Origin of the sequence: Paenibacillus rhizoplanae, from assembly GCF_042684125.1 — a bacterium.
In the GTDB taxonomy this organism is placed as follows: Bacteria; Bacillota; Bacilli; order Paenibacillales; family Paenibacillaceae; genus Paenibacillus_AQ; species Paenibacillus_AQ rhizoplanae.
On record NZ_JBHUKY010000068.1, the window covers coordinates 158,152 to 184,078 of the forward strand.

Here is a 25,927-nt window from a genome sequence, read left to right on the forward strand (position 1 = left end):
GAGGAGCGTAGAGAAAATTTGGAGCTGTAGGAGCGTCAGCGGCCGGAAGCCCAAACTTTTCTCGCAGCGACGACACACACCGGACCATAAAAGGAGGATACCTTCATGGATTCAGTAACAAGCGTGCTTGGCGGCCGGGGCAGCTACCCGATCTCGGCAGTCATCATCGCCCAGGACGACGAAGTTCGAATCACCAAAGCCATTCAGTCCTGCCGGTTATTCGCCGATGAGGTGGTTGTAATCGACGGAGGAAGCAAAGACGGGACCGTAGGGCTATCCGAGAGCCTGGGATGCCGGGTGTATGTCAACCCCTGGCCCGGATATGCGAAGCAAAGGGAATTCGGAGTGGAACGTGCCATCCATGATTGGGTCTTCCTGATTGATACCGACGAAGTGGTCAGCGAGGAGCTGGCCCGGGATATCCTGGAGCGCAAGCCGGGACTTACCGATGCTACGGTGGCGTTCTCGCTGTACCGGATTGGTGATTTTCTCGGCAAATGGCTGGATAAAGGCGAATATCTGGTGCGGCTGTATAACCGCAAGGAATACGGTATCCGCAATTCTCTGGTCCATGAGATGCCCGAGGTGTCCGAGGAACGGACGGTGAAGCTGAACGGAACGCTGTGGCATCAAGGCTTCCGCAGCATCAACGATCATGTCGCCCGGTTCAACAAATACACCGATCTGGAAGCAGAGAGTGCGTTCGCCAGCGGCAAGCCGTTCAAGCTGAGTCATCTGCTGCTGCGTCCGCCGGCACGGTTCCTGCAGAAGTATTTCCTGCATGGCCTGTTCAAGAAAGGCATCTCGGGCTTTGCGGTATCCGTCTTCTGGGTGATGTATGAATTCATGGTCGGCTTCAAGCATTACGAATTGCACAGCGCAGGCAGGCTGGCCCGGCATAACGAAGCGGGCCAGGCCGAGAAGGAGAACAAGGGGGAGAGAAGCTATGTCGTACAATGACGGACTCAACATTATGACGACCGGCCTCAGCTGGCCCTCGTTACAGCCCGGAGGACTGAACACCTATTTCAAATCCGTGTGTGAGCAGCTGTCCTCACGGAATCAGGTGCATGCCCTGATCTGCAGCCAGGAGACCCCGGAGACTTCCAAGGAACTGATCATCCATAATGCCGGTGATCCGAAGGAGACGATCTGGAAGCGCAAGGATGCCTTCCAGCGCAAGGCGGCTTCCCTGATGGGGGATGGCAGCGGGCGGATTGATATCCTCTATACCCACTTCGCACCTTACGGCATCGGGCCTGCGATAGAAGCGAAGAAACGGGGAATTCCGGTGGTGATGACCTTCCACGGGCCCTGGAACGAAGAGATGAAGATTGAAGGTCAAGGCATCAAGCATAAGGTCAAGACAACGATTGCCAAATCGATAGAACATAAGGCTTACAAGCTGGCGGACAGATTCATTGTCCTCAGCGATTACTTCCGTAATATGCTGCACGAGCTGCACGGCGTACCGCTGCACAAGATTACCGTCATTCCGGGAGCGGCCAACGTGGAGCGGTTCATGCCGGCCACGAACCGGCTGGCGATCCGCCGGACGCTGAATCTGCCGGAAGGCGCCACCACGGTCCTGACGGTCCGGCGGCTGATGAACCGGATGGGGCTGCTGCAGCTGCTTGAAGCCTGGAAGCAGGTGAGCGAGCGGTTCCCGAACGCGATTCTGCTGATCGGGGGCAAGGGCCCGCTGCGCGGGGAGCTGGAAGAGAAAATAGCCGATTACGGGCTGGGCAACAAGGTCCGGCTGCTCGGCTACATTCCCGATCATGAGCTGGCTTCTTATTATCAGGCAGCGGATATGTTCGTCGTTCCTTCCCAGGCGCTGGAAGGCTTCGGCCTGATCACCGTTGAGGCTCTGGCCTCGGGGCTGCCGGTAATGGCGACTCCGGTTGGCGGCAACAAGGAGATCCTCCAGGGCTTCCGCCCGGAGCTGCTGTTCAAGAGTGCAGCCAGCGAGGATATGGCGGAAGGCATGATTCATATGCTGAGCAACCGCAAGCTGCTGCCCGGCCGGGATGAATGCCGGAATCATGTGCTGGAGAAGTACACCTGGCAGCATGTAGGCGATCAAGTGGAATCTGTGTTCCTCGAAACCTTGGGAAAGGGTGTGAGCGTAGGATGATCAAAGTCGCTTATATTGATCACACCGCCAAATGGAGCGGGGGCGAGGTCGCCCTGTTCAACATCCTCACCAACATTGGTGAGCAGATTGAGCCGCTGGTGATCCTGGCCGAGGAAGGGACGCTGGCTGAACGTCTGCGGGAGAAGGGCATCGATGTCCGCATTATTCCGCTGGATGAGAGCATCCGCAGCCGTGGCCGCAATGCCGTGAACCTCGGGGCTCCGGCGGCTGCGATGAAACTGCTGGCGTATGGCCGCAAGCTGGCTCCGCTGCTGAAGGAAGAGAAGGTGGATTGTGTGCATACCAATTCCCTGAAATCAGCCTTTTACGGAGCCGTCGCTGCCAAAAAAGCAGGCGTGCCGCTGATCTGGCACATCCGCGATCACATCGGAGCACCTTATCTGAAGCCGGTTGTCGCCAAGGCGATCCGGCTGCTGTCACGCCTGCTGCCGAACGGGGTCATTGCCAATTCCCACTCCACGCTGAATGCGCTGGAGCTGCCGCGCTCGAAGAAGACACTGGTCGTCTACTCGGCCTTCGCCAAAGCCATCGGTGAAGGCATCGGTAAGCGGGACCAGAAGGACTTCAACGTTCTGCTGGTCGGACGGCTCGCTCACTGGAAGGGCCAGCATATTGTGCTGGAAGCCGCGAAGGCCTTCAAGCATGACAGCCGCGTGAAGTTCTGGCTGGCCGGTGACGCGCTGTTCGGCGAAGAGGAATACAAACAGGGATTAATGCAGCAGATGCAGCAAGGGGACATCACCAATGTCAGCCTTCTGGGTCATGTGGATGATATACAAGGACTCATGAATAAAGCGGATTTACTGATTCATACGTCGATCACCCCTGAGCCGTTCGGCCAGGTTATCGTCGAAGGTATGGCGGCCGGACTGCCGGTGATCGCCTCCAATGAAGGCGGACCGGTGGAGATTGTGGTTCCTGGTGAGACAGGACTGCTGATCCAGCCCGGAGATGCTACTGTACTTGCAGATTCCATCACCTGGATGCTGAACCATCCCGAAGAGCGTAGACGGATGGCGGACAATGGAATGAGACGGGTGAAAGAGCATTTTGTCATCGAGAACACGGTCAAGGACATCGTCGCTTACTACAAAGGTCTGCTGGCTGTCACCTGATCCTCCCGCTCACGATAATGATTAAGGCTTGCATCACATCTGTTTCAGCCATGCGTTCACTGCTTGATGATGCTGCTCCAAAAAACTTTGAGGATGATTCACATGAAAATTGCGATAGCGCACGATTATTTAATCCAGATGGGCGGGGCGGAACGGGTGGTGGAGGTCTTTCATCACATGTATCCGGAAGCTCCGATCTTCACAACGGTTTTTAACGGAAGCCGCCTGACCGATAACCTCAAAGACGCGGATATCCGCGCCTCCTGGCTGCAGAACATTCCGGGAGTGAAGCGGAATTTCAAAGGGGTGCTGCCGCTCTACCCTATGGCTGTCCGCGATTTGGACTTCAGCGGGTATGATATCGTCCTTAGCTCCAGCAGTGCTTTTATGAAAAGCATCCAGGTGCCCGAGTCCACCTTCCATCTGTGCTACTGTCATACGCCGATGCGTTTCGCCTGGGACTATGACACGTACATGGAGCGGCAATCGAATTCCGGGTTGTTTAAAAGACTGCTCAAGGTGTATATGCAGCGGCTCAAGAGCTGGGACCAGCGCACCTCCAAAAATGTAAATCAGTTCGTCGCCAACTCTTCTGTCGTGAAAACGCGGATTCAGAATTATTACCACCGGGATTCCGATGTCATCTTCCCGCCGATCAATACAGCCCGCTTCAGCAGCTCCTCGAACATTGGAGATTATTATCTGATTGTCTCGCGGCTGGTCTCCTACAAGCGGATCGATCTGGCGGTGGAGGCGTTCAACCGTAACGGGCTTAAGCTGTATATTGTCGGGGACGGACCGGACAGGAAGCGTCTGGAAGGCATGGCTAAGGGGAATGTATCTTTTCTGGGCCGGCTGGAGGATGAGGAAGTTACAGGGCTGATGTCCCAGTGCCGGGCGTTTGTTTTCCCGGGGGAAGAGGATTTCGGCATCACGCCGCTGGAGGCGAATGCCGCTGGAAGACCGGTCATCGCCTATCAGGCCGGGGGAGCGCTGGACACGATTATTCCATACGTTAACGGCGTATTTTTCCAGCACCAGGAAGTTGATGATTTGCTTAAGGCTATTGATGAGGTGGAGGCCTATGCGTGGGATATCGACCAGATTATGGGCCATGCACGCAAATTCGATGAGCAGGCGTTTATGGTTCAGTTCAAGCAGTATGTGGAACAGGCCTACGTCAATTTCCTAAAAGGAGGATGAAACTATGAAACTCGCAGTAATTGGTACCGGCTATGTAGGACTTGTATCAGGCGTCTGCTTCACCTTGAACGGGAATCATGTCATCTGTGTGGATAAGGATGAGGAGAAAATCAATAAGCTGAACCGGATGGAATCCCCCATCTATGAGCCGGGCATTGAGGCCTTGATCGAAATGAATCTGCGCGAGGGCCGGCTAAGCTTCTCGTCCGATCTTCAGGAGTCGGTCCGCCGCTCCGATATCGTTATTCTTGCCGTAGGTACTCCTTCACTGCCGGGCGGCGAAGCCGATCTGAGATACATTGAAGGGGCAGCTACCGAGATTGCCCAGGCGATGGAGGGCTACAAGATTATCATGACCAAGTCGACGGTTCCCGTTGGCACCAATGAGCGAATCCGCAAGCTGATCGCCTCCCATACAAATCATCCCTTCGATATCGTCTCTGCCCCTGAATTCCTCCGTGAAGGCTCTGCGATCCGCGACACGCTTCATCCCGACCGAATTGTCATCGGACTCGATAATCCGGCGCTGGAGCCGACGATGCGTGAGCTTCATCAGGGATTTACGGACAACGTATTCGTTACAGATATCCGCAGCGCGGAGATGATCAAATATGCGTCTAACGCTTTTCTGGCTACGAAGATATCGTTCATTAACGAGATTGCCAACATTTGCGAAAAGGTAGGAGCTGATGTAACCGAGGTGGCAGAGGGGATGGGCATGGACCGGAGAATCGGATCTACCTTCCTGCAGGCCGGAATCGGCTATGGAGGCTCCTGTTTCCCGAAAGATACCAATGCGCTGATCCAGATCGCCGGCAATGTGGATTATGAGTTCAAGCTGCTCAAATCAGTCGTCGAGGTGAACAAAGGCCAGCGGTTCATGATCATCTCCAAGCTGCATGAATCTCTGGGCAGCCTGCGCGGCGCCGTAATCGGTATCTGGGGGCTTGCGTTCAAGCCTAATACCGATGATGTCCGCGAGGCACCGGCCCGCGAGATCGTCGAGGCGCTCGTCGCCGAGGGAGCAATTGTGAAGCTGTATGATCCTATTGCCGCGGACAACTTCCGTAAGGAATATGATCACCCGCAGCTCCGCTGGTGCGGACTGGCCGAAGAAGCCGCTGAAGGCAGCGACGCCGTCTGCCTGCTGACCGACTGGAGCCAGTTCAAGGAGATCAACCTGCACCAGCTGGCGGGAACCATGCGCCGCCAGGTGCTGATCGACGGCCGCAACGTCTATACCAAAGAGCAAATCGAAGGCACCGGCCTCGAGTACATCTCCGTCGGCCGCCCGCAGATGGGCGGGCTTAGCGGATTCTCCGCCAGCGTGGCTGGCGCGGTGTAGAGCGGCGATCCACTTGATGCGTTACGCCGAAAGTGGGCCGCACGGCGAATGAGTGGGATAAATCCCATTAAATGCGCCGAAAGCGGGCTGGACGGCGAATTGAGTGGGATAAATCCCATTAAATGCGCCGAAAGCGGGATGGATGGCGAAATGAGAGGGATAAATCCCATTAAATGCGCCGAAAGCGGGATGGATGGCGAAATGAGAGGGATAAATCCCATTAAATGCGCCGAAAGTGGGCTGCACGGTGAAATGAAGAGTATAAGTACCCTTGATTTATCGGATGATGGCCGAATGGAGCAAATGAGGAGCACAAATGCCCCTGATTTCTCAGATTCAGACTGAATGGAGCAAATGAGGAGCATTAGTGCACCTGATTTCTTGAGTGCGGGCCAAATGGAGCAACTGAGGAGCACAAGCAAGTGCCCAGTACTTAACTAACTAGCTTCTGCCGCCGCGAACTTGTGCGGCGAGCCCTTGGCACAAGAGTCTTGAATCCCGGTCTTGAATCCCGGTCTTGAATCCCGATCTTGAATCCCATTGTCTTGGATTCTATTGCCCATACTCTTGTTCTCTCCAGCCGCTAACTAAATCAGCGGCGACGCCTTGGAACAAGCGGCACTTAAGAGTCTTTGAGCCTTTGAATTTTTCTCCGCCGCAACAGTAGGCGGCAACCAGGGATTCAACTGCTGCCGCGCAAGCATAGCGGCCGCCCCGCTCCCCTTGCCGCTACCACAAGCGGCAATATCGGATCTTTAGCCGGGAGCTTCGCCTGCGGGCGAAGCGGATGTAAAAGCACAGCCTGTTATGAAATGGAGCGGAGAGGAATTTTGGAGCTGTAGGAGCGTTAGCGTCCGCCTTTGTCTCCGGATGTTATCTGCTGCAAGCAATATAATCAACAACATCTGGAGACAACAGCGGCCGTAAGCCCAAAATTCCTTGCAGCGACCCTCATAACAGGCGGGATTTTAACTCACAGCTCCGCAACAAGAAATACCCAATAACAATACGATATGGAGGGTTCACTATGAAACTAGTACTTCTATCAGGCGGCTCCGGCAAGCGGCTCTGGCCGTTGTCCAATGATTCACGCTCCAAGCAATTTCTGAAGGTACTGGAAAGCCCGGCAGGTGAACCGGAATCGATGGTACAACGGGTATGGAGACAGCTGGAGGAGAACGGCATGGCCGGGTCCTCTTATCTGGCGACCGGACGCAGCCAGGTGGAGATGATCCAGAGCCAGCTCGGCAGCGAAGTGCCGATCATCGTGGAGCCGGAGCGGCGGGATACCTTCCCGGCCATTGCGCTGACGGCGGCCTATCTGTATTCCATCGCGGGGGTGTCCCCAAGCGAGACCGTGGCGATTCTGCCGGTGGACCCATACGTGGAATCCTCCTTTTTCGAAACGGTGCTGCAGCTGGAGAACACCATGCTGGTGAGCGGGGCGAACCTGGCGCTGATGGGCGTAGTTCCCGAGCATGCTTCGGAGAAATACGGCTACATTATTCCAACCGGCGCAGATGCGGGGGCCAATGGTTACCTGCAGGTCAGCCACTTCCAGGAGAAGCCGGACCGTGTGCAGGCCGAGGAGCTGATCAGCCAGGGCGCGCTCTGGAACTGCGGAGTGTTCGCCTTCCGTCTGGGTTACCTGCTGGATATCCTGCAGCGCAAAGGGCTGCCGCTGAATTACGAAGAGCTGCAGAAGCAGTATAAGCTACTGTCCTCGATCAGTTTTGATTACGAAGTGGTGGAGAAAGAGGAGAACATCGTCGTACAGCCATACGCCGGATTCTGGAAGGACCTGGGTACCTGGAACACCCTGACCGAGGAAATGACCAGCAACCATGTCGGCAAAGGCTTTGTGACCGCTGACTCCGAGGGCACCTGCCTCATTAACGAGCTGGATATTCCGATTACGGTAATCGGGGCGAAGGATCTAATTATCGCCGCCAGCCCGGACGGCATTCTGGTGACGCACAAGACTGAGAGTCCGCGGATCAAGGAAGTGCTGAAGTCTTTTGAACAAAGACCGATGTACGAGGAGCGCCGCTGGGGTCACTACAAGGTGATTGACTATGTGAAATATGACGAGGGCAACGAGGTGCTGACCAAGCGGATTTTCATCAATGAAGGTAAAAATATCAGCTATCAGCTGCATCACAAACGCAGTGAAATCTGGACCTTCATCAGCGGAGAAGCCAGCATTGTCATCAATGAGAAGATGCATACGGTGAAGGCGGGAGATGTGGTGCGGATACCGGAAGGAACCAAGCATGCCATTCTTGCTCTTACCGATGTGGAGTTCATTGAGGTGCAGACGGGGTCGGAGCTCGTAGAGGAGGATAACATTCGTATTACTCTGGACTGGGAGGATATAGCTCTACATCAGTTCATTTCGTAGGTCTAACTTATCTATTTAACCAAATGTTACAATTTCAAATCAGGCATTAAGAACTATTTTTTGGGAAAATTTCGACATTACTATACATTAAATTTGCATAGAGACGATACTTAAGGTAAGAGGGATTGATCCTTCCAAAACGACAATGGCAAACCTAATCGAAAGATAGGGACGCAAAGCTATAGGGCCTTCGCAAGAGTGGCAGCCTGGCTACCGAAAGGAAGAGAATATTGTGAAAACTTACCGTAAGTCTCGTTTGTTCTGCGCTGTGTTGTCGCTGGCCGTGGTATTGTCTGCTGTACCCGTGGGACTGGGAATCGCCCCTTCCACCGTCAAGGCTGCCTCCTCGGAGGGAGGGCCAGTGAACCCTAATGCCTCCCCTGAGGCGGTCAAGCTGTTGAACAATCTGTATGATATCTCGGGAAATGGAATCATTACAGGCCAGCATGACTATTTCGAGAGTCCTGATGAGCTGAGCAACAAGCTGAAGGGAACAAGCGGACAATACGCAGCACTACATGGTTATGAGCTTGGAGCCATCGGTGGACAGAGTGAGAGCGGAGTAGCTGCACAACGCAAAAACATCGTCTGGAGTGCGACGAACTGGTCCAGAGCGGGCGGAATTGTCGCCATGACCTTCCACCAGAACCTGCCGGGCACCAAGCACGAATGGTCCAATGTGCAGAAGTCAATCACCCAAGCGCAATTCAACAAATACGTAACCCCCGGCACTACAGAGTATAATGCGCTGATTACCGATCTGGATAAAGTAGCTGTCTCTCTGAAAAGTCTGCGGGATGCTAAGGTTCCGATCCTGTGGAGACCTTACCATGAAATGAACGGCGGCTGGTTCTGGTGGGGGAAGAAAGATAATTTTACAGCCCTGTGGAATATTATGTATGACCGGTTCGTGAACGTTCATCAGTTAAATAATCTGATTTGGGTTTGGAACCCGAATGCGCCGAATGCCAACTCTGATCCCTATGCACGGACCTATCCGGGCGCGGACAGAGTGGATGTGCTGGCAGCAGATATATATAATAACGACTACTCGAATAAATATCATGATGATCTGACCAGCCTGGCTGGCGGCAAACCGATCGGCATCGGCGAGAACGGCGAAATGCCGAACATCTCGAAGCTGAAGCTGACCCAGCAGAATTATGTGTTCATGATGAACTGGGGCAAGATGCTCTATGAGAATAACAGCACGGCGACGATCAAGAATTTCATGAATGACAGCTACACACTAACCCGTGACCAATATAAGGCCTGGTCTGCTCCGGCGGCGGCTCCTAAGCCAACCGCAACGCCGACGCCTACAGCAACCCCAACACCGACGCCAACAGTAACGCCGACACCAACCGCAACACCAATGCCAATTCCGACACCAACTGTTGCGCCGATTCCGAAGCCGGTCCCAACCTCCGGTGAGACGGAGAATAAGCCTGCTCAGAATGGCTTGCTTGGAGAATACTTCAAGAACATGACGCTCTCGGGGACGCCGGTTATGGTACGTAATGACGACGTCATCAGCTTCAATTGGCGTCAGGGTACGCCTAATGCTGCACTCGGCATAGACTACTTCTCGATCCGCTGGAGCGGCCAGATTAAGCCGGCTTACAGTGAGACCTATCAGTTCTATACTACATCGGATGACGGTATCCGCTTATGGGTGAACGGCACAGCCGTCATTGACAGCTGGGTGAAGCAGAGTGGAACTGCCCGCACAGGTAGCATACCCTTGACTGCCGGGCAACTGTACGATATCAAGGTAGAGTATTACGAGAATGCAGGCGATGCGAATGTCCATCTGATGTGGCAGAGCCCCAGCCAGGTGAAGGGAACCGTACCAGCAAGTGCGCTTTTCTCAACAATTAACACATCCATACCTGCTCCGGCTGCAACAGCAGTACCGACTCCGGTACCAGCAGCGACAGCAGCGCAAGTTCCGACAGCAACGCCGGCACCAGTAACGACACCAATGCCAACACCAACACTGACGCCAGTACCGACACCAACGCCAACACCGGTGCCTACGCCAACAGCAGCCCCTGTTCCCGTCCCTTCCCCTACAGCAACGCCGATGGATCTGCCGGTAGAAGTCCCTGCTGCCAATGGACTGTACGCGGAATACTTCAATAACATGACGCTATCGGGCGAACCCGCTGTAGTGCGTACCGATGCTGTGCTTGATTTCAACTGGCGCCAAGGTTCGCCGGATGCCACCGTCGGCATAGACTTCTTCTCTGTCCGCTGGAGCGGGAAGATTAAGCCGCTGTACACGGAGACTTATCAGATCTATACCACTTCTGATGACGGTATCCGCGTACGGGTGAACGGGGAGCTTGTGATTGACAGCTGGGTGAAGCAGAGCGGCACCGAACGCATGGGCAGCATCAGCCTGACCGCAGGCGAGCTGTATGATATTCAGGTAGAGTATTATGAGAATCAAGGGGATGCAAAAGCGCGGCTGATGTGGCAGAGTCCGAGCCAGGCCAAAGGTACCGTTCCGGCAAGCGCGTTGTTCCTCCCGTCCGCTTCTTAAGCTCATAAGGTCCGCAGCTGTGTTCATTATTGGCGCTGTTACTGGTTAAGACGTTACAATTATAAATCCTGTAAGCCACTCTTAATGGCCCTGCTTACCAGCAGGGCTACTAAGCTATAGAAAGGCAGACAGTCCGGTAGGCGCAGCCTCCGGGGCCCTGCCGGAGAGTGTGGCTGGAGAAAGGAGATTACATTGAACACTTACCGTAAGTACAGGCTATATACTACTATTTTTCCTCTGATCCTTATCCTATCATTACTTCCATGGGGGGAAGGGCGCAGTCTGCCCGCAGCCGCCAAGGTTACGGCACCTGCCGCCCCCGCTTCCATCAACAAGCCCATTAATCCTTTGGCCTCCAAGGAGGCTTCCGCACTGTTAAGCTATCTCAGTGATCTCAGTGGCAAGGGGATGATATCCGGCCAGCATGATTACCTGGAGAGCCCCGATGAATTCAATAATAAGCTCCGCACAACAAGCGGCCGCTATGCCGTTCTGCATGGCTATGAGCTGGGAGCCATAGGCAACCAGTCCAAGGAGACCATCGCCAGGCAGCGTCAGGCTGTCGTGGACAGCGCCATCCGGTGGCATGAGGGCGGCGGAATTGTCGCCATGACCTTCCATCAGAATCTGCCGGGAACTGCGCCGGCATGGACCAATGTGCAGAAGCCGCTTAGCCAGAGTCAATTCAAGCTGTATGTCACTCCCGGAACTCCGCAGTACAAAGCCCTGGTTGCCGAGCTGGATGACGTATCCAAATATCTGGGCGAACTGCGCGATGCCGGAGTTCCGGTGTTATGGCGGCCCTATCATGAAATGAACGGCGGCTGGTTCTGGTGGGGGCAGAAGGATGACTTCGCCAGGCTCTGGGATCTTGTGTATGACCGCATGGTGAATACACATAAGCTGAACAATCTGCTGTGGGTGTGGAATCCGAATGCCCCCAACAAGTCGTCGGAGCCTTACTCTGCTTATTTTCCCGGCACTGCCAAGGTAGATATTCTGGCCGCCGACATTTATGATAATGATTTCAAGCAGTCTTATTATGACAGCCTCCTGAAGCTGGCGGGCAGCAAACCGATCGGAATCGGGGAGAGCGGAGAGCTTCCAGACCCTGTCATCATGTCTCAACAACAAAGCAAATGGGTATATACGATGACATGGGGCAAGATGCTGGTTGAGAATAACCCGCCCGTGAAAATTCAAAGCTTCATGAACCATAAATACACCGTATCCCGGGAGGATTACAAGCTTGCGGTGGGTACCAAAACCCATGCTGCGGCTGTAATAAGCTCAAGGAACGGCCTGAGAGGTCAGTATTATGGCAATATGGATCTGTCCGGCACACCGCTGCTTACCCGTAATGACAGCACCATTCAATTCAACTGGCATGGCAATGCACCGGCCTCCGGCCTGCCCAAGGATTCGTTCTCGGTACGCTGGACCGGGACTCTTAAGCCTCTCTACAGTGAAAAGTACACGTTCACCGCTTCTTCCGATGACGGCATCCGCGTATGGATCGGCGGCAAGCTCCTGATCGACAGCTGGAAGAATCAGAGCAGTGCCAGCAGGGAGGGCAGTATCACGCTTTCTGCGAATACCCCCTACGCTATCAAGGTAGAGTATTACGAGAACCGCGGGGATGCCAGCGTCAGTCTGATGTGGAAAAGCCAGAGTCAGAAGCAGATGATTATTCCCCAGAGTGCGCTGACGCTTCCTTAAGGAAGCCTTACAGAAGACGAAGCGTAACGTAAGTCCGGTACAGAACAGAACAGCACAGAACCCCCGGAAGAAAGCGAGGACAAGGGAATGAGGACTAGAGTTCAAAAGAAACCCAGTAAATATCTCCACAGGCTACTAAAATTTGCAGCACTGATCATCTTGATTCTGTTGTCCGTCTCTGTCTTCGGAGATTACGGGACGAAGGACGGTGAAGCGGATGTGGATCTGTCTTCATTATCAGCGGCCAAGGATGCCGGTCCTGAGATGCCGGAAGGAACTGTTCTATGGAAGCTTGGCAAGCATGACGGCTCTGCCGCTGAGTTCAAGGCGGCAGGGTCAAGCGGGGTGAAGAAGACGCTCAGCATGGCTTCATCCACTGCCAGGTCGGCAGAACTGAAGTCGCTGCCCTCCGGCCTGCACGGGGAGACCAACCCGGAGCTGCGGATTCAGTATGAGCTGGATAAGATCCCGGAGCACGGGGTCTTATTTCGCGTCAGCATTATCGATGCCTACAAATCCGTACCCCAGATGAGCGTATTCTCCAACCGTCAGCTCTCAGGCATTATCCAGATTGCCGGGATTGCCGGAACAGGCAGTAAGTACGACTTCCGCAAAACCTATGAGCTGTACATTCCCAAAGAGCAGCTCATCAGCGGCACCAACGAGTTGACGCTGCGGACGGCCAGGGGAATCTATTCCTCAGAGGCTGAGGATAAGTACAACTGGTGGACATGGGATAATCTCAGTCTGGAGGCGCTGAAGTCTCCGATTAAGGAGCCGATTCACGGCAGCTATACGCTGACCGGGACGGTGGTGAATAACAAGCAGTTTTATTTTGACGAGGGTGCAGTTACGCATCTGCCCTATATTATGAAGTGGCTGGGCGTAGCCTATAGCGGCAATATCATGCGGACCAGTTGTGCCAGCGATGTGGGCCGCTCGTGTGAGAATATGGAGGAGTACTACAAGGTCCTGAAGGATTACAATATGCAGGCCGTAGCGCTCTATCTGTACACCGGCGATATCAAGCTGAAGGCGGACGGATCGCTGCCCGAGGATGCCGAGAAGAAGCTGACGGAATATTTCCAGAAGTACAGCCCGTACTTCCAGTATTACGAGGTGGATAACGAACCGGGCCTGTTCAACCGATCCAAAGCGGTCAATCTGGCCATAGCCGAGTGGCTGAACAGCAAGGGTAAGACGATCGCACCGCATCTGCAGACGGTTGCACCCGGATGGGCCTACTGGCCGGGCTACAGCGAAGACTCGTGCGGCAATCAGAAGGGGGCGACTAAGCAGTGCGGAGACCCGGACGGCTGGGAACGCGACCCGAAGCAGCGCGATGAGCTTGAAGCGGTAACGGATCTGACGAATGGCCATTCTTATGGGGATTCCTATATTTTCGGACAGGGCGGGAGCTTCACGGAGAACCTGAAGACCTTCGGGGGCTCGGTAGACGGCCTTAGCAAAAAAATGCTCGCCACCGAGTTCGGCACCTCAGACTCCCATGTGGACGCCTATCAATATGGGGCCACGGAGCGGACCTCGGCGGTGTTCGACCGGATTATGCGGGCGCATCTCGGCTATGCCGATATGTTCGTGCAGCATGCCGCCTTCTTCAAGAATTTCAGCCTGTTCAAATACGGATTCAATCTGGAGGACCATGATCCGGCCACTACAGAGATTTACTACACCAAGGAAGGCGAAGAATCCCGCGTCAGTATCATGCGCAGGCTGGATCTGGCTTATGCTACACACGGCGCTCCGCTGACCTACCAGATCAGCAATAAGGAGGAGTTGAAGGATAAGCTGGTCTACGTAAGAGCAGTGGACACCTCCACGCTTGAGCCGCTGGCGGGCACCAAGGCAACGTCCAACAAGGTGCTGGTGAATATCGTCAATTTCGAGCGGACCGAGCAGACCGTCAAGTTCAAGGTCACTATGCCGAAGAAGACGGAGTACGAAGGAGAACGGTTCGGCAAAGGTGATACTTATGAAGAGGCCCGCAGTTATGTATCCGGCAGAGCTGCTTCGCCGGAGCTGGAATTCACAGAGACGCTGGCCCCGGGAGAAGGCGTGCAGTATATCCTGGAGCCTTCCTCCGAGGTGGCGGATGTAGCGCCGCAAGGCCTGAAGGCGACTGCCGTCAAGGGATTATCGATGCAGCTGAACTGGCTGGAAGCCCCCGGAGCAAGCTATGAAGTGCTCCGGGCGGACGGCCCGGAGGAGAAGCTGAAGGTCATCGCCACAGCAGTGAAGGGAACGGAGTACCAGGACAGCAAGCTGAAGGAAGGAACACTTTATACTTATGCTGTAAGAGTGTCCGGCTCTGGCGTAATGTCAGAGCAGACACAGATTACAGCAACCGGACTTGTCCCGCTGGACCGGGCAGGCTGGAAGGTGACGTCCAGTGTAAATAAGGAGGCTTCCAATCCGGCAGGTGCTATTGACGGAGACCGGCGGACCCGCTGGGATACGGTCAAGCATCAGGCTTCGGGGGAGTACTTCCAGATTGATATGGGCGCAGAACATACGGTGGAAGCTATAGATATGGATTATCCTTTATCGCCATACGACTATCCGCGCGGCTACACTGTCCAGGTATCGGATGATGCCAAGAGCTGGAGACAGGTCGCAGCGGGCAAAGGACAGCTGGAGAAGACCAAAATTAGTTTCACCCCGGTCAAGACCCGGCATATCAAGATTACCCAGACCGGCTCCGGCGGCAATTATTGGTCTATTCAGGAGCTGCAGGTGTATTCAAGAGAATGAAGGACGGCATAATAACCTCCGTGGAATTCAGCCCACCGGGGTTTTTTTCTGTCCGGATATGAAGCATATAATTTCTTATCTTTGAATCATAAACATACTATAAATACAAATACATGGGGCCAAGGCGGATACCCGGCTCCGGGAAAGGTGTGAACCGGTTCATGACTCATCTTGCAGATCAAATCATCCTGCTGCTGGCGGCTTTGCTGCTAATCGCCGTGCTTTCCACCAAATTCTCCACCCGTTTTGGCATGCCCGCACTGGTCCTGTTTATTGCAGCCGGTATGGTACTCAGTCATTTCATTTATTTCAACAATGCTTCGCTCACGCAAATTGCCGGTATTTTTGCCCTGGTGGTCATTCTGTTTGAGGGCGGCATGCAGACGAGCATGAAGGATATCCGCCCGATTCTGAAACCGGCGTTGTCACTGGCTACACTCGGAGTACTGCTGACTACAGTCATCGTCGGTATTTTTGCAAAATTTATACTCGGTGTGCCCTGGGCGGAGAGCTTCCTCTTCGGGGCCATTGTCGGCTCCACAGATGCGGCGGCGGTATTCTCCGTGCTGGGCGGCAAAAATATCGACAAACGGCTGACCTCAACGCTTGAAGCCGAATCCGGCAGCAATGATCCGATGGCTGTATTCCTTACTGTGTCGCTGATTGAATGGGTGCAGCATCCCGATACCGCAGTATGGAGCCTGGTGCTGTCGTTCTTCTGGGAGATGGGGGTAGGACTGCTGGTCGGGATCGTTATCGGCAAACTGGCGGTGTTCCTGATTAACCGGATTAATCTGGACTCCACCGGACTGTATCCGGTCATGGCGGTCGGCTTCGCAGTTCTGACTTACGGGGTCTCGGCTATGGTACACAGCAGCGGCCTGCTTGCCGTCTATGTCATGGGGCTGGTGCTGGGGAATTCCGAGCTGATGTATCACCGCACCATTATGAACTTCAATCATGGCTTTGCCTGGATGATGCAGATTGCCATGTTCATTCTGCTCGGGATGCTGGTCTTCCCGCAAGAGCTGGCGGCTGTTGCCTGGCAGGGGCTGCTGCTGTCGGTCATCCTGATGGTTATAGCCAGGCCGCTCGGCGTATTCCTTAGCCTGCTCTTGTCCCGGTTCTCCTTCCGTGAAAAGACACTGATCTCCTGGGCCGGGCTCCGGGGAGCCGTCCCGATTGTCCTGGCGACCTACCCGCTGCTCGCGGGGCTTCCCCAGGGCAGGCTGTTCTTCAATGTCGTATTCTTCGTTGTCCTGACCTCGGCAGTGATTCAGGGGACAACCATTTCGCCCCTGGCCTCACGGCTGAGGCTGGTGGGCCGGGAGCCTGCGTCCCAGCCCTCCTTGATGGAGCTGGTAGCGCTCGGGAAGACCGATTCTGAATTCAACCACATCGGAATCGAGCGGCACATGCCGATCGCCGGGAGGCAGATTGCCGAGATCGGCCTGCCGGACGATATTCTGTTCACGGCAATTATACGGAACAAAGCAATTGTGACGCCGCATGGCAGCACGGTTATTGAGCCCGGAGATACGGTATATGTGCTTAGCCCCAAGAGCAAGCGGGAGGAGATGCGTGCCATCTTCCGCAGCGGACAGGGACGGGCGGCAGAGACGGATATCCCTTCCGTATAAGGGACATCCTACGGGAGAATGTTAGCTTCTCCGGTTCAGGTGATTTATGTCAATCCAATGTGCTTTTGCAGAATTGTGACTCAAATTATAGGATAACCTCCCGGAGGAATGCTAGAATGTGCAGTATATCAAGGCTGTACGGCATTAGATTGCAATACAGCGAAAAGTATGTTAAATTGTATATAGATTTAGAACGAGTCTAAATACAATAAAAAAGAAATACACACTCCGGGAGGTTATTTGAATGAGTACACAAGTTAACAGCCACACAGCACTGTATGCTGCCCTGAATCGTCAGACCGCGAACTGGACTTTGCTTGGAGTGAAGCTGCATCACTACCACTGGTATGTCAGTGGAACTCAATTCTTCACGCTGCATGAGAAATTCGAAGAGCTGTACAACGAAGCTGCGGGTTATGTGGATGAGCTGGCTGAGCGGCTGCTCGCTATCGGCGGACGCCCTGCTTCTACTATGGCAGAGTACCTGAAGCTCTCCAGCCTGAAGGAAGCTGCCGGCGGTGAGAGTGCGAAGGAAATGGTTGCACAGCTGGTACAAGATTTCACTGCCGTAGCTGAAGAGCTGAAGCAGGGCATCACTTACGCAGAGGAGGCCAGCGACCAGCCTACCGCTGATTTGCTGACCGGAATCCGGACAAGTGTAGAGAAGACATCCTGGATGCTGAACGCTTACCTGGAAATATAAGAATGTATAGGTTTCACGCTATACATTATCCTTCTATTTCTCGCTGAAACGGTACCGTCCTTTAAAAGGACGGCAAAGCCGTTTCCACTTGCGTAATTCCGGCATAGGACATATAGAAGAGCGCCCGCGTTATACCTGCGGGCGCTCTTTGTTTACTTAATAAATACCCCGCCGAAGGGCAGGGCTTCCCGCAAGAAGCGCTTGATAATGCCGTCTTCATTATTGTCGCGCTCGAAGCGTCTGCTCTGGCGTCCGGCCTGGAACAGCACAGGCCCGTGGCCGGTCATCTTCCAGTGATAGCTCATATGCTGGCTGGCGAGATGGTTGCCATAGACCGTCAGCTCAAGCTTGGCATTCTCAGGATAAGCGATAATACTGCCGGCATCCACGTACAACGGATCGAAGGGATGCAGCTCGGCTTCGCAGACCGTGCCCTCCGTCAGAATGCCAATGCTGCCGCGGCCGGAGAATTTGACCTTGACGATATCCCGGGTAATCAGCATATTCTTCATGCTAAGCACTCTCGTCTGCATGGAGACACCCTTGCTGTAGAAGAAGAGATGCCTGAAATCGTAGAGCAGATCACTTTTGCTGTCGAGCTGGATGGTCTTAACCCGGTAGCCCGGCGGCAGCGCAGCTGTGAACCGGCAAGGGCCGGTCAGATCCGCCCGGATCAGCTTGCGCTTGCGGTACATGCCCTTCACATCCATGAACCGGTCGGCCCGTCCCGCCGAAGGGCCCTGGTAGGCAATAATCTGCTGCGGATGCAGCACGTGAACCTCCTCGTTCTCCTGAACGGTAAAAGCAACCGCCTGTCCGCTGCCGCTGTCGCCTTCATCCTGAATGTCAATATTCATTCTTCATTCATCCTCCTTAACGCAGCCGGTCACTTCTTCTGGAACGGTGGCGCATCGTGAAGCGCAGCACCCGGATCAGCAGGAAGTAGCCCAGTAGAAGAGCAATCCCGGCGATGACCGTCACCTTGATCCGGTTGAAGTAGTTCTCTCTCGCTGTCCGGTCATTCTTCAGCTCGTCCACGACCTGGCTAAGCTGTCGGTTCTGCTCCTGCAAGGCAGCATTCTGGGACTGATACGTCTGCATCTGCTGCAGGCTGTCCGTCAGCTGGTCCTTGGCTTCACCGAGATCCTCCTTCGTCTGCTGAAGCTCTTCTGCAGTCTTCTGGTAACTCTCCTGCAGCTTGGTGACTTCTCCGGGAAGCTCCGAGAAGCTCTGTATTCCATTGTATATATCATTCAGATAATTGGCCTTGGCCTCGGGGGCAGGCCAAGTGAGAGTAAGGCCAAGCATAAGCAGGGATGAACCCAGCAGCTTCAGCAGCACTCCTGTTACCCGTCTTTTCATTAACTGATCACCACCTGTTAGAGCTAATTGTCTTCTCATTTTATCATAGCTGCTTGCCGTTTGAACAACCTTGGCGGCTGTAGGCATAATTACCCTTCATGCGCATGGAGAGAACCATATGGGTAATACAGCATTTAGGCAGCGCGGGTTTCTATAATTTCTATCATATTGAGTGTCGCTGGAAATTAACGTATACTGTGAACGGAAAGGGGCTGTACCCAATGAATAGATGGCTCAAAACACTGTTGTTCCTGGCGGGCTCCGCCCTGTTGACCCGGTTTATTCCGTTCTCCTCCTTATTCCGTAATCTGGATACGATGTTCCATGAGTTCGGCCATGCCCTGATGACCCTGCTGCTCTCCGGCAACGTGCTGCGCATTGAGCTGTACTCCGATCACAGCGGTGTGACCTATTCGGCGATTGCTGCCGGAGGCAAGGCGATCCTGGTGTCGCTGGCGGGTTATCCTCTGGCTTCACTGTTCGCGTTGCTGCTCTTCTATTTCTATAGTAGAGATAAGCGGGAATGGGGGCTTGTTCTGGCCAGCCTGGTTGCGCTGATTATGCTTGTCCTGTACGTGCGGGGCGGCTTCGGAATGATTTGGCTGAGCGGCTTCATTCTGCTGAATGCTGTGATGCTGTTTCTTTGGCCGAAGGTCAGCAAGGTGTACTATTTATTTCTTGCGTTCCTGACCCTGGAGGAGTCCGTGATGGGGACCCTGTTCCTGGTCTATGCTTCCGTCGTGACACCTTCCCGTGCAGGGGATGCGGCGAATCTGTCCAGATTGACCATTTTACCGGCCCCCGTGTGGTCACTGCTGTTCTTCCTCTTTGCACTGCTATGTGCAACCTGGGCCCTTGGACTGTTTTTCCGGCACGAGCAGGCGGGCAGACGGGCCAGAAGGCTATAATGCATGACTTTGTTCGTCATATTTTGACAAAAGAATAGGCTTTCGTAAAGAGGCAATTACCTTTTGGGGTAGGTTGGCTCTTTTTTTGTCGATATTATAGGACCGAACATACATTCCATGACAAGGAGTTGTCCGCCAATATTGGTACATTAATAGAAGACCCAAAATAAGAAAGAGGTGGAAATATGCAAGCAAGTATTCAGACGTTGTTTACATGGAGTCAGGAGCGTATTTTGGCAGGCGGTGCAAAGAAAGTGGTTCTGCTCGTGGAGTGGAAAGGAGTATCGCAAAATGAGGATTTCCGCAAGAAGAGCCGTAAGGTTGTAGCCCGGGATATTGAGCTGCGTATTTGGCTGGAAAGTCATGTCAAGGTAACAGGATGTTACGGCTGTAGTGCAGAAGAAGGAGAGGGGCGGTCACTGCTCCTGAAGCTTGGCAAAATCCATTCCGGGCAGCGCAGGTATATCGCCCTGGAATTCATGATGGCGGGTATGCCTGCAGGCATACATGAAGCCCTCTGGCTGCAGTGGCAGTACAAGCAGCCTACGGTGGAGCGTATCCGCGAGCTGCCGCTCAAGAAGCTGGGAATCGAATATTCCCATCATACCGACCTGCTGGGAGCCCGCTGCTGCTTCCATGTGGAGAAGCATCTGGCGCTGCTGCAGACAGAGGCGCTAATCGCGGAAGCCCAGGGGGCCCGGATGACAAACAAGCCGGAAGTGCCCACGGAGATGCTTCGCAGGCAGGCGGATCAGCTGCTCCTGATGGCTGCCCGCTCTGGTGATACGCAGCTGCTCAGAGAAGCGGAAGCGCTGTATAAAAGACTGGAGGTTGACAATCTGCCGTGGACCAGGACAGGAATGAGATAATTACAGGAAAGCTGCGTAGATAGAATAGAATACCCATACATATGGCTCAAATATTGAGTCTCACCCGGCGGAGCAGATAACGAAATGCGTAATATAAATGTGGTAATATAGTAAAATAGTTCTATTATATTTTCTTATCTCGGTTATTACATCCTTGGTTATAGATATATATAACTAGTTTATTTAAAAATAATGGGTCTATTTTACCATAAGTCAAGGAGAACTGAATATGACAGACCGATTAATCCGGCTGATGCGCATCATTACGCTAGTTCAGGCCAAACCGGGAATTTTGGCCCGTGAGCTGGCGGAACGATGCGGCAACAGCGAGAGAACGATTTATCGGGATATGGATGCGCTCAGTGCCATGCATATCCCCATTACTCATATGGGACACGGCAAGGGGTATGCTTTTATCGGGAATTTCGCGCTCTACCCCTTGAATTGGTCAGAAAAGGAAGAAGAGGCTTTTTCACAGTTGCGCAGTATTATGCCGGAGATCAAACCTTTACTGCCCCCGAGCTTTGAAGATGCGTATGAGAAAGTGATGGCGGCAGATTATAAGCAAAAGGCAGAAAGGGAAGAAACAATGGAACCTATGAAAAAGGAAGCCGGACAGAACTGGACGGAAAAAAACAGATCTCAGGGAGATCAGCCCTTCTTTCTAACCGACATTCTGGATGCCGTAATGAAGCAGAGAAGCATACAGGCCGACTATAGTGAGAATGCCTATGAAGAAAAAGGTATCCGGATTGATCCCTATTGCCTGGTCCCGCTAGAGAATCGTTTTCACCTGATTGGTTTCTGTCACCGCTTCGGAATTATCCGCACGTTTCATATTAACGGCTTCTCCAGTGTGAATCCGCTGGACAGGTGGTTCTCCAAAGATCAATTCGACTTACAAGCCTTCATGGAGCAGAAGTGGTCCCTGGAACAGGATAGCCTGCAGGTTGAGTTCAGAGTCAAATTCTCGCAGCGGATGATGGAACGGCTGAAGCAGGAGGAGATGTTTGTGAAGCCGAGCAGGGTGGACCGCCAGAACCGCAGTCTGCATTTCAAGGTCGCTGTGGAACAGGATATCGGCTTCGTCCATTGGATTATGAGGTACAAGGAAGAGGCTGAGATTATGGAGCCGCCGTATTACCGGGATGTGCTGAGACATCAGCTGGAGAAGTGGCTGTCGCTGTACAAATAACGACATGTTATTTTTCCTAGAATTTCATGCTCTGTAGTATTCATATAAAATTCATAGGGTTAGTTATTTGCACAAATTTCCCTTGCCTAGATAGGACATCCATAGTAATGTTATACAATAAATAACAGTAATATGTATTTAAAGTCAATTACTTTACTTATTATGTTAGGTATTGGCTAATATATCTAACTTTTTAAATAGTTTTCTGACCAGGCATTTGACCTTCGTTCAATTTTTAATAGAAGAGAGGGAGAGACTTGATCCAGCCGATTCTGAGCATTGAAAACCTGCATACCCACTTTTTTACCGACCGCGGTGAGGTTCCTGCAGTAGATGGTGTCGATCTCTACATTAATCCGGGCGAGGTTCTGGGTGTGGTGGGGGAATCGGGCTGCGGCAAGAGTGTCACCTCCCTGTCTATCCTGAAGCTGGTCCCAAGCCCCCCAGGGAGAATTGTAGACGGACGCATCCTGCTGAAGGGCCGCGATATCGTCCCGCTGAAGGAGAAGGAGATGCGCAAGATCCGGGGGGATTCGGTCTCGATGATCTTCCAGGAGCCGATGACCTCGCTGAATCCCTTATTCACCGTTGGACAGCAGATTATGGAGACGGTACGCCTGCACCGCAGCCTCTCCAGGAAGGAAGCCCGGGAGCATGCGGTCGATATGCTGCGCAAGGTCGGAATTCCCCGACCGGAAGCGATCGTAGACGAGTACCCGCATCAGCTCTCGGGAGGCATGCGCCAGCGCGTCATGATTGCCATGTCGATCTCCTGCAGCCCGGAGCTGCTGATTGCCGATGAGCCGACAACCGCACTCGATGTAACGATTCAGGCCCAGATTCTGGAGCTGATCCGCCAGCTGAATGAGGAACAGGGTACTGCCGTCATGCTGATTACCCATGATCTTGGCGTGGTTGCCGAGATGTGTCACCGTGTGGCTGTAATGTATGCCGGCAAGGTGGTGGAGGAGGGCAGTGTCCGTGATATTTTCAAAAATCCGCTGCATCCGTATACGAGAGGACTGATTGCCTCCGTCCCCCGGATGGATGAAGCTAAGGAACGTCTCTATTCCATTCCGGGCAATGTGCCGATTCTCAGCACAGACATGCAGGGCTGCCGGTTCGCGCCGCGCTGTCCTGAGGTCATGGAGCTCTGCATGCAGAGCCTTCCTGCGCTGACACGGCAAGAAGAACAGCACAGCTGCAGATGCTGGCTGCATGACAGTCCACAGGAGGATGCGGTATGAGTGAGAGCCTGCTTGAGGTCAAGGGACTCCGGAAGTATTATCCGCTGAACAAGGGCTTCTTCAGCCGGGCTCACGGCAGCGTGAAGGCTGTGGATGATATCTCCTTCGCTGTGAGCAAGGGGGAGACCTTTGGTCTGGTAGGGGAGAGCGGCTGCGGCAAATCCACCACCGGCCGCGCGCTGCTCCGGCTGATTGAGCCGACAGCGGGCGAGATCTGGTTCGAGGGGGAGGAGCTCACGAAGCTGTCTGCGGAAGATATGCGGCGCCGCCGCCGGGAGATGCAGATTGTCTTCCAGGACCCGTTCTCCTCGCTGGACCCGCGCCATACTGTGCAGCGTATTCTTGAAGAGCCGATGATTGTACACGGCACCGGCGATGCCCGGCAGCGCAAGGCAGAGGTAGAGCGGCTGGCGGATGTGGTCGGATTGTCCAGGGCGCATCTGCAGCGTTACCCTCACCAGTTCTCCGGCGGACAACGCCAGCGGATCGGCATTGCCAGAGCACTGGCACTCCATCCGAAGCTGATTATCGCGGATGAGCCTGTCTCTGCGCTGGATGTGTCGATCCAGTCCCAGGTGATTAACCTGATGCAGGATTTGCAGCGGGAATTCGGCTTAACTTACATATTTATCGCCCATGATCTCAGTGTGGTGAAGCATATCTGCGACCGGGTAGCGGTGATGTACCTGGGGCGGATTGTTGAAATTACGGACAAGCATAAGCTCTATGCCCGGCCGCAGCATCCCTATACACAGGCTCTGCTGTCTGCGGTTCCTGAACCTGATCCCGATATCCGCAAGGAGCGGATCATTCTGCAGGGAGAGGTACCGAGTCCGGCCAATGCGCCAGTCGGATGTGCATTTAACACGCGTTGTCCGCGCGTGATGGAGCAGTGCCGGGTGATCCGACCTCCGCTATTGGAGACAGAAGCCGGGCATTTCACAGCCTGTCATCTCTATGATGGAATATCTCGTACACAGAAGAACCTTGGTTTATAGCAGTGCTACTTGCACCGCTCTATATAAACACTTTGCTATTTCAATGAAAGAAGGGAGCTTTCTGGAGATGAACAAATGGGGTAATCTCGCATTGGTACTCATGCTTGGCGCGGGACTCGCGCTCAGCGGCTGCGGCGGAGGGAACAACACAGGCAACACGGGAAATACCGGAGGGAATACGGCGGCAACAAATGCTCCGGCAAGCCTACCTGAGACTTCCGGGACATCACAGGATACCCTGATTCTGGGGCGCGGGGGCGACTCGGCTTCCCTGGACCCGGCGATTGTGACGGACGGGGAGTCGCTGAAGATTGCACATCAGGTCTTCGATTCGCTGCTCGAATATAAGCCGGGCACCTCTGAAGTCCAGGCCTCACTTGCCGATAGCTGGGAAGTAACGCCGGACGGGCTGAGCTACACCTTCAAGCTGCATCCCGGCGTGAAGTTTCACGACGGAACTGATTTCAACGCCGAAGCGGTCGTGTTCAATTTCCAGCGCTGGAGTGATCCGGCCAGTGAATACAAATTCGAAGGCGATTCTTTCGACTACTATGACTCCATGTTCGGTCCGGACGGGTCACGGGTGATCAAGGAAGTGAAGGCGGTGGACGAGTCCACAGTTCAATTTGTACTGAACCAGCCGCAGGCGCCGTTCCTGCAGAATATCGCCATGACCACCTTCGGGATTGCCAGTCCTGCTGCGGTCAAGGAGAAGAAGGAGAATTTCAAGAATGAGCCGGTAGGGACAGGCCCGTTCGTGTTCAAGGAGTGGAAGCGCAATGATTCCATCACGCTGGACAAGAATACCGCCTACTGGAAAGAAGGGCTTCCCAAGCTGAATAAGGTCATCGTGCGCTCGATCCCGGACAATTCGGCCCGCTTCACGGCGCTGCAAAACGGGGAAATCGACCTGATGGAAGACCTCAGCCCGGATGACTTGTCTACGCTGGAGAGCAACAGCGCTCTGTCCAAGATTGAGCGTCCGCCGTTCAATGTGGCGTACCTCGGCTTCAACTTCAAGAAGAAGCCGTTCGACAATGTGAAGGTAAGACAGGCGCTCAGCTATGCGGTCAACAAGCAGGAGATTATCGATGCCTTCTTCGCCGGCCAGGCCCAGGCAGCGGTCAATCCGATGCCGCCTTCCCTGTGGGGCTATAACGACAGCGTGAAGGATTATGAGTATGATCTGGACAAAGCCAAAGCAATGCTGGCCGAAGCGGGCTATCCTGATGGACTGCCTGATCCGGTAACCCTGTACGCGATGCCTGTATCCCGCCCTTATATGCCTGACGGCAAGAAGGTTGCCGAAGCGATTCAAGCGGAATGGGAGAAGATCGGAGTCAAGACCGTGATTGAGTCCCCGGAATGGGCTACTTATCTCGATGACACCAAGGCCGGGGAGAAGGATGATATCTTCATGCTCGGCTGGACCGGCGACAACGGCGACCCGGACAACTTCCTGTATACCCTGCTGGACAAGGATGCCATTCCCGGCAATAACCGTGCCTTTTATGTGAATGAAGAATTGCATACGCTCCTGACCGGTGCCCAAAAGGAGACGGACCAGGACAAGCGCTCCGAGCTGTACAAGCAGGCTCAGGAGATTATCAAAGCTGATGCGCCGTGGATTCCGCTGGTTCATACCACACCGCTGCTGGCCGGTAAGGCCAATCTGAAGGGCTTCGTTCCCGGACCGACAGGTACAGAGTATTACAGTGAGATTTATTTTGAATAAATACACCTT

The 25,927-nt window shown here is 53.8% G+C and carries 19 protein-coding genes and 1 riboswitch; of the genes, 17 read left to right on the forward strand and 2 right to left on the reverse strand.

What is annotated here, in order from left to right:
• Nucleotides 1–105 precede the first annotated feature (105 nt).
• The 11 genes from ACFSX3_RS26985 to ACFSX3_RS27035 all read left to right on the forward strand — a co-directional run bounded on the left by ACFSX3_RS26985 (nt 106) and on the right by ACFSX3_RS27035 (nt 17,604).
• On the forward strand, nt 106–960 hold the full coding sequence (locus tag ACFSX3_RS26985) for a glycosyltransferase family 2 protein (protein ID WP_209992109.1): 855 nt from the start codon (nt 106–108) through the stop codon (nt 958–960).
• A complete protein-coding gene (locus tag ACFSX3_RS26990; RefSeq protein ID WP_209992108.1) occupies nt 947–2,137 on the forward strand; it encodes a glycosyltransferase family 4 protein in 1,191 nt (396 codons plus the stop codon). The genes ACFSX3_RS26985 and ACFSX3_RS26990 overlap by 14 nt, the downstream gene beginning before the upstream one ends.
• Nucleotides 2,134–3,273, forward strand: a complete 1,140-nt coding sequence (locus ACFSX3_RS26995; protein ID WP_209992107.1) for a glycosyltransferase family 4 protein — start codon at nt 2,134–2,136, stop codon at nt 3,271–3,273. The genes ACFSX3_RS26990 and ACFSX3_RS26995 overlap by 4 nt, the downstream gene beginning before the upstream one ends.
• A gap of 102 nt (nt 3,274–3,375) precedes the next feature.
• A complete protein-coding gene (locus ACFSX3_RS27000) occupies nt 3,376–4,476 on the forward strand; it encodes a glycosyltransferase (protein ID WP_209992106.1) in 1,101 nt (366 codons plus the stop codon).
• 4 nt (nt 4,477–4,480) lie between these two features.
• Nucleotides 4,481–5,821 carry a UDP-glucose dehydrogenase family protein gene (locus tag ACFSX3_RS27005; protein ID WP_209992105.1) on the forward strand — a complete coding sequence of 447 codons (1,341 nt, stop codon included), beginning with the start codon at nt 4,481–4,483 and terminating at the stop codon, nt 5,819–5,821.
• A 1,027-nt stretch (nt 5,822–6,848) separates the two neighbouring features.
• Nucleotides 6,849–8,222 (forward strand): sugar phosphate nucleotidyltransferase, encoded by a 1,374-nt coding sequence (locus ACFSX3_RS27010; RefSeq protein ID WP_209992104.1) that lies wholly within the window; start codon nt 6,849–6,851, stop codon nt 8,220–8,222.
• Nucleotides 8,223–8,359: 137 nt separating this feature from the next.
• Nucleotides 8,360–8,440: riboswitch (cyclic di-GMP riboswitch) on the forward strand.
• Nucleotides 8,441–8,454: 14 nt separating this feature from the next.
• Nucleotides 8,455–10,770, forward strand: coding sequence for a PA14 domain-containing protein (locus ACFSX3_RS27015; RefSeq protein ID WP_379313477.1), 2,316 nt, complete (start codon nt 8,455–8,457; stop codon nt 10,768–10,770).
• Between the two features lie 192 nt (nt 10,771–10,962).
• Nucleotides 10,963–12,489 (forward strand): glycosyl hydrolase, encoded by a 1,527-nt coding sequence (locus ACFSX3_RS27020; protein WP_209992103.1) that lies wholly within the window; start codon nt 10,963–10,965, stop codon nt 12,487–12,489.
• Nucleotides 12,490–12,576: 87 nt separating this feature from the next.
• Nucleotides 12,577–15,261 (forward strand): discoidin domain-containing protein, encoded by a 2,685-nt coding sequence (locus ACFSX3_RS27025; protein WP_209992102.1) that lies wholly within the window; start codon nt 12,577–12,579, stop codon nt 15,259–15,261.
• Between the two features lie 161 nt (nt 15,262–15,422).
• Nucleotides 15,423–16,901, forward strand: a complete 1,479-nt coding sequence (locus ACFSX3_RS27030; RefSeq protein ID WP_209992101.1) for a potassium/proton antiporter — start codon at nt 15,423–15,425, stop codon at nt 16,899–16,901.
• 244 nt (nt 16,902–17,145) lie between these two features.
• Complete coding sequence (locus ACFSX3_RS27035) at nt 17,146–17,604, forward strand: Dps family protein (RefSeq protein ID WP_209992100.1); 459 nt, start codon at nt 17,146–17,148, stop codon at nt 17,602–17,604.
• Nucleotides 17,605–17,756: 152 nt separating this feature from the next.
• Here the strand turns inward: ACFSX3_RS27035 and ACFSX3_RS27040 are convergent, their stop codons facing one another.
• Together ACFSX3_RS27040 and ACFSX3_RS27045 are read right to left on the reverse strand one after the other, a co-directional pair.
• Nucleotides 17,757–18,461 carry an AIM24 family protein gene (locus tag ACFSX3_RS27040; protein WP_209992099.1) on the reverse strand — a complete coding sequence of 235 codons (705 nt, stop codon included), beginning with the start codon at nt 18,459–18,461 and terminating at the stop codon, nt 17,757–17,759.
• Between the two features lie 16 nt (nt 18,462–18,477).
• On the reverse strand, nt 18,478–18,966 hold the full coding sequence (locus ACFSX3_RS27045; protein ID WP_209992098.1) for a hypothetical protein: 489 nt from the start codon (nt 18,964–18,966) through the stop codon (nt 18,478–18,480).
• Nucleotides 18,967–19,187: 221 nt separating this feature from the next.
• Here ACFSX3_RS27045 and ACFSX3_RS27050 point away from each other — a divergent pair, with 221 nt between their 5' ends.
• The 6 genes from ACFSX3_RS27050 to ACFSX3_RS27075 all read left to right on the forward strand — a co-directional run bounded on the left by ACFSX3_RS27050 (nt 19,188) and on the right by ACFSX3_RS27075 (nt 25,918).
• Nucleotides 19,188–19,874, forward strand: a complete 687-nt coding sequence (locus ACFSX3_RS27050) for a M50 family metallopeptidase (RefSeq protein WP_209992097.1) — start codon at nt 19,188–19,190, stop codon at nt 19,872–19,874.
• A 185-nt stretch (nt 19,875–20,059) separates the two neighbouring features.
• Nucleotides 20,060–20,743, forward strand: a complete 684-nt coding sequence (locus tag ACFSX3_RS27055) for a hypothetical protein (RefSeq protein WP_209992096.1) — start codon at nt 20,060–20,062, stop codon at nt 20,741–20,743.
• A gap of 229 nt (nt 20,744–20,972) precedes the next feature.
• Nucleotides 20,973–21,938 carry a helix-turn-helix transcriptional regulator gene (locus tag ACFSX3_RS27060; RefSeq protein ID WP_209992095.1) on the forward strand — a complete coding sequence of 322 codons (966 nt, stop codon included), beginning with the start codon at nt 20,973–20,975 and terminating at the stop codon, nt 21,936–21,938.
• A 257-nt stretch (nt 21,939–22,195) separates the two neighbouring features.
• Nucleotides 22,196–23,185 carry an ABC transporter ATP-binding protein gene (locus ACFSX3_RS27065; RefSeq protein ID WP_379313480.1) on the forward strand — a complete coding sequence of 330 codons (990 nt, stop codon included), beginning with the start codon at nt 22,196–22,198 and terminating at the stop codon, nt 23,183–23,185.
• On the forward strand, nt 23,182–24,183 hold the full coding sequence (locus tag ACFSX3_RS27070; RefSeq protein WP_209992094.1) for an ABC transporter ATP-binding protein: 1,002 nt from the start codon (nt 23,182–23,184) through the stop codon (nt 24,181–24,183). Before ACFSX3_RS27065 ends, ACFSX3_RS27070 begins: the two co-directional genes overlap by 4 nt.
• Nucleotides 24,184–24,250: 67 nt before the next feature.
• Entirely contained in the window at nt 24,251–25,918 is a 1,668-nt protein-coding gene (locus ACFSX3_RS27075) for an ABC transporter substrate-binding protein (RefSeq protein ID WP_209992093.1), read from the forward strand.
• Nucleotides 25,919–25,927 lie beyond the last annotated feature (9 nt).

Coding starts and splice junctions, on each gene's coding strand:
- ACFSX3_RS27040 (WP_209992099.1), bottom strand. CDS start 18,461: ATGAATATTGACATTCAGGATGAAGGCGACAGCGGCAGCGGACAGGCG.
- ACFSX3_RS27000 (WP_209992106.1), top strand. CDS start 3,376: ATGAAAATTGCGATAGCGCACGATTATTTAATCCAGATGGGCGGGGCG.
- ACFSX3_RS27030 (WP_209992101.1), top strand. CDS start 15,423: ATGACTCATCTTGCAGATCAAATCATCCTGCTGCTGGCGGCTTTGCTG.
- ACFSX3_RS27010 (WP_209992104.1), top strand. CDS start 6,849: ATGAAACTAGTACTTCTATCAGGCGGCTCCGGCAAGCGGCTCTGGCCG.
- ACFSX3_RS27050 (WP_209992097.1), top strand. CDS start 19,188: ATGAATAGATGGCTCAAAACACTGTTGTTCCTGGCGGGCTCCGCCCTG.
- ACFSX3_RS27075 (WP_209992093.1), top strand. CDS start 24,251: ATGAACAAATGGGGTAATCTCGCATTGGTACTCATGCTTGGCGCGGGA.
- ACFSX3_RS27005 (WP_209992105.1), top strand. CDS start 4,481: ATGAAACTCGCAGTAATTGGTACCGGCTATGTAGGACTTGTATCAGGC.
- ACFSX3_RS27055 (WP_209992096.1), top strand. CDS start 20,060: ATGCAAGCAAGTATTCAGACGTTGTTTACATGGAGTCAGGAGCGTATT.
- ACFSX3_RS27070 (WP_209992094.1), top strand. CDS start 23,182: ATGAGTGAGAGCCTGCTTGAGGTCAAGGGACTCCGGAAGTATTATCCG.
- ACFSX3_RS27045 (WP_209992098.1), bottom strand. CDS start 18,966: ATGAAAAGACGGGTAACAGGAGTGCTGCTGAAGCTGCTGGGTTCATCC.
- ACFSX3_RS27060 (WP_209992095.1), top strand. CDS start 20,973: ATGACAGACCGATTAATCCGGCTGATGCGCATCATTACGCTAGTTCAG.
- ACFSX3_RS26985 (WP_209992109.1), top strand. CDS start 106: ATGGATTCAGTAACAAGCGTGCTTGGCGGCCGGGGCAGCTACCCGATC.
- ACFSX3_RS26990 (WP_209992108.1), top strand. CDS start 947: ATGTCGTACAATGACGGACTCAACATTATGACGACCGGCCTCAGCTGG.
- ACFSX3_RS27025 (WP_209992102.1), top strand. CDS start 12,577: ATGAGGACTAGAGTTCAAAAGAAACCCAGTAAATATCTCCACAGGCTA.
- ACFSX3_RS27035 (WP_209992100.1), top strand. CDS start 17,146: ATGAGTACACAAGTTAACAGCCACACAGCACTGTATGCTGCCCTGAAT.
- ACFSX3_RS26995 (WP_209992107.1), top strand. CDS start 2,134: ATGATCAAAGTCGCTTATATTGATCACACCGCCAAATGGAGCGGGGGC.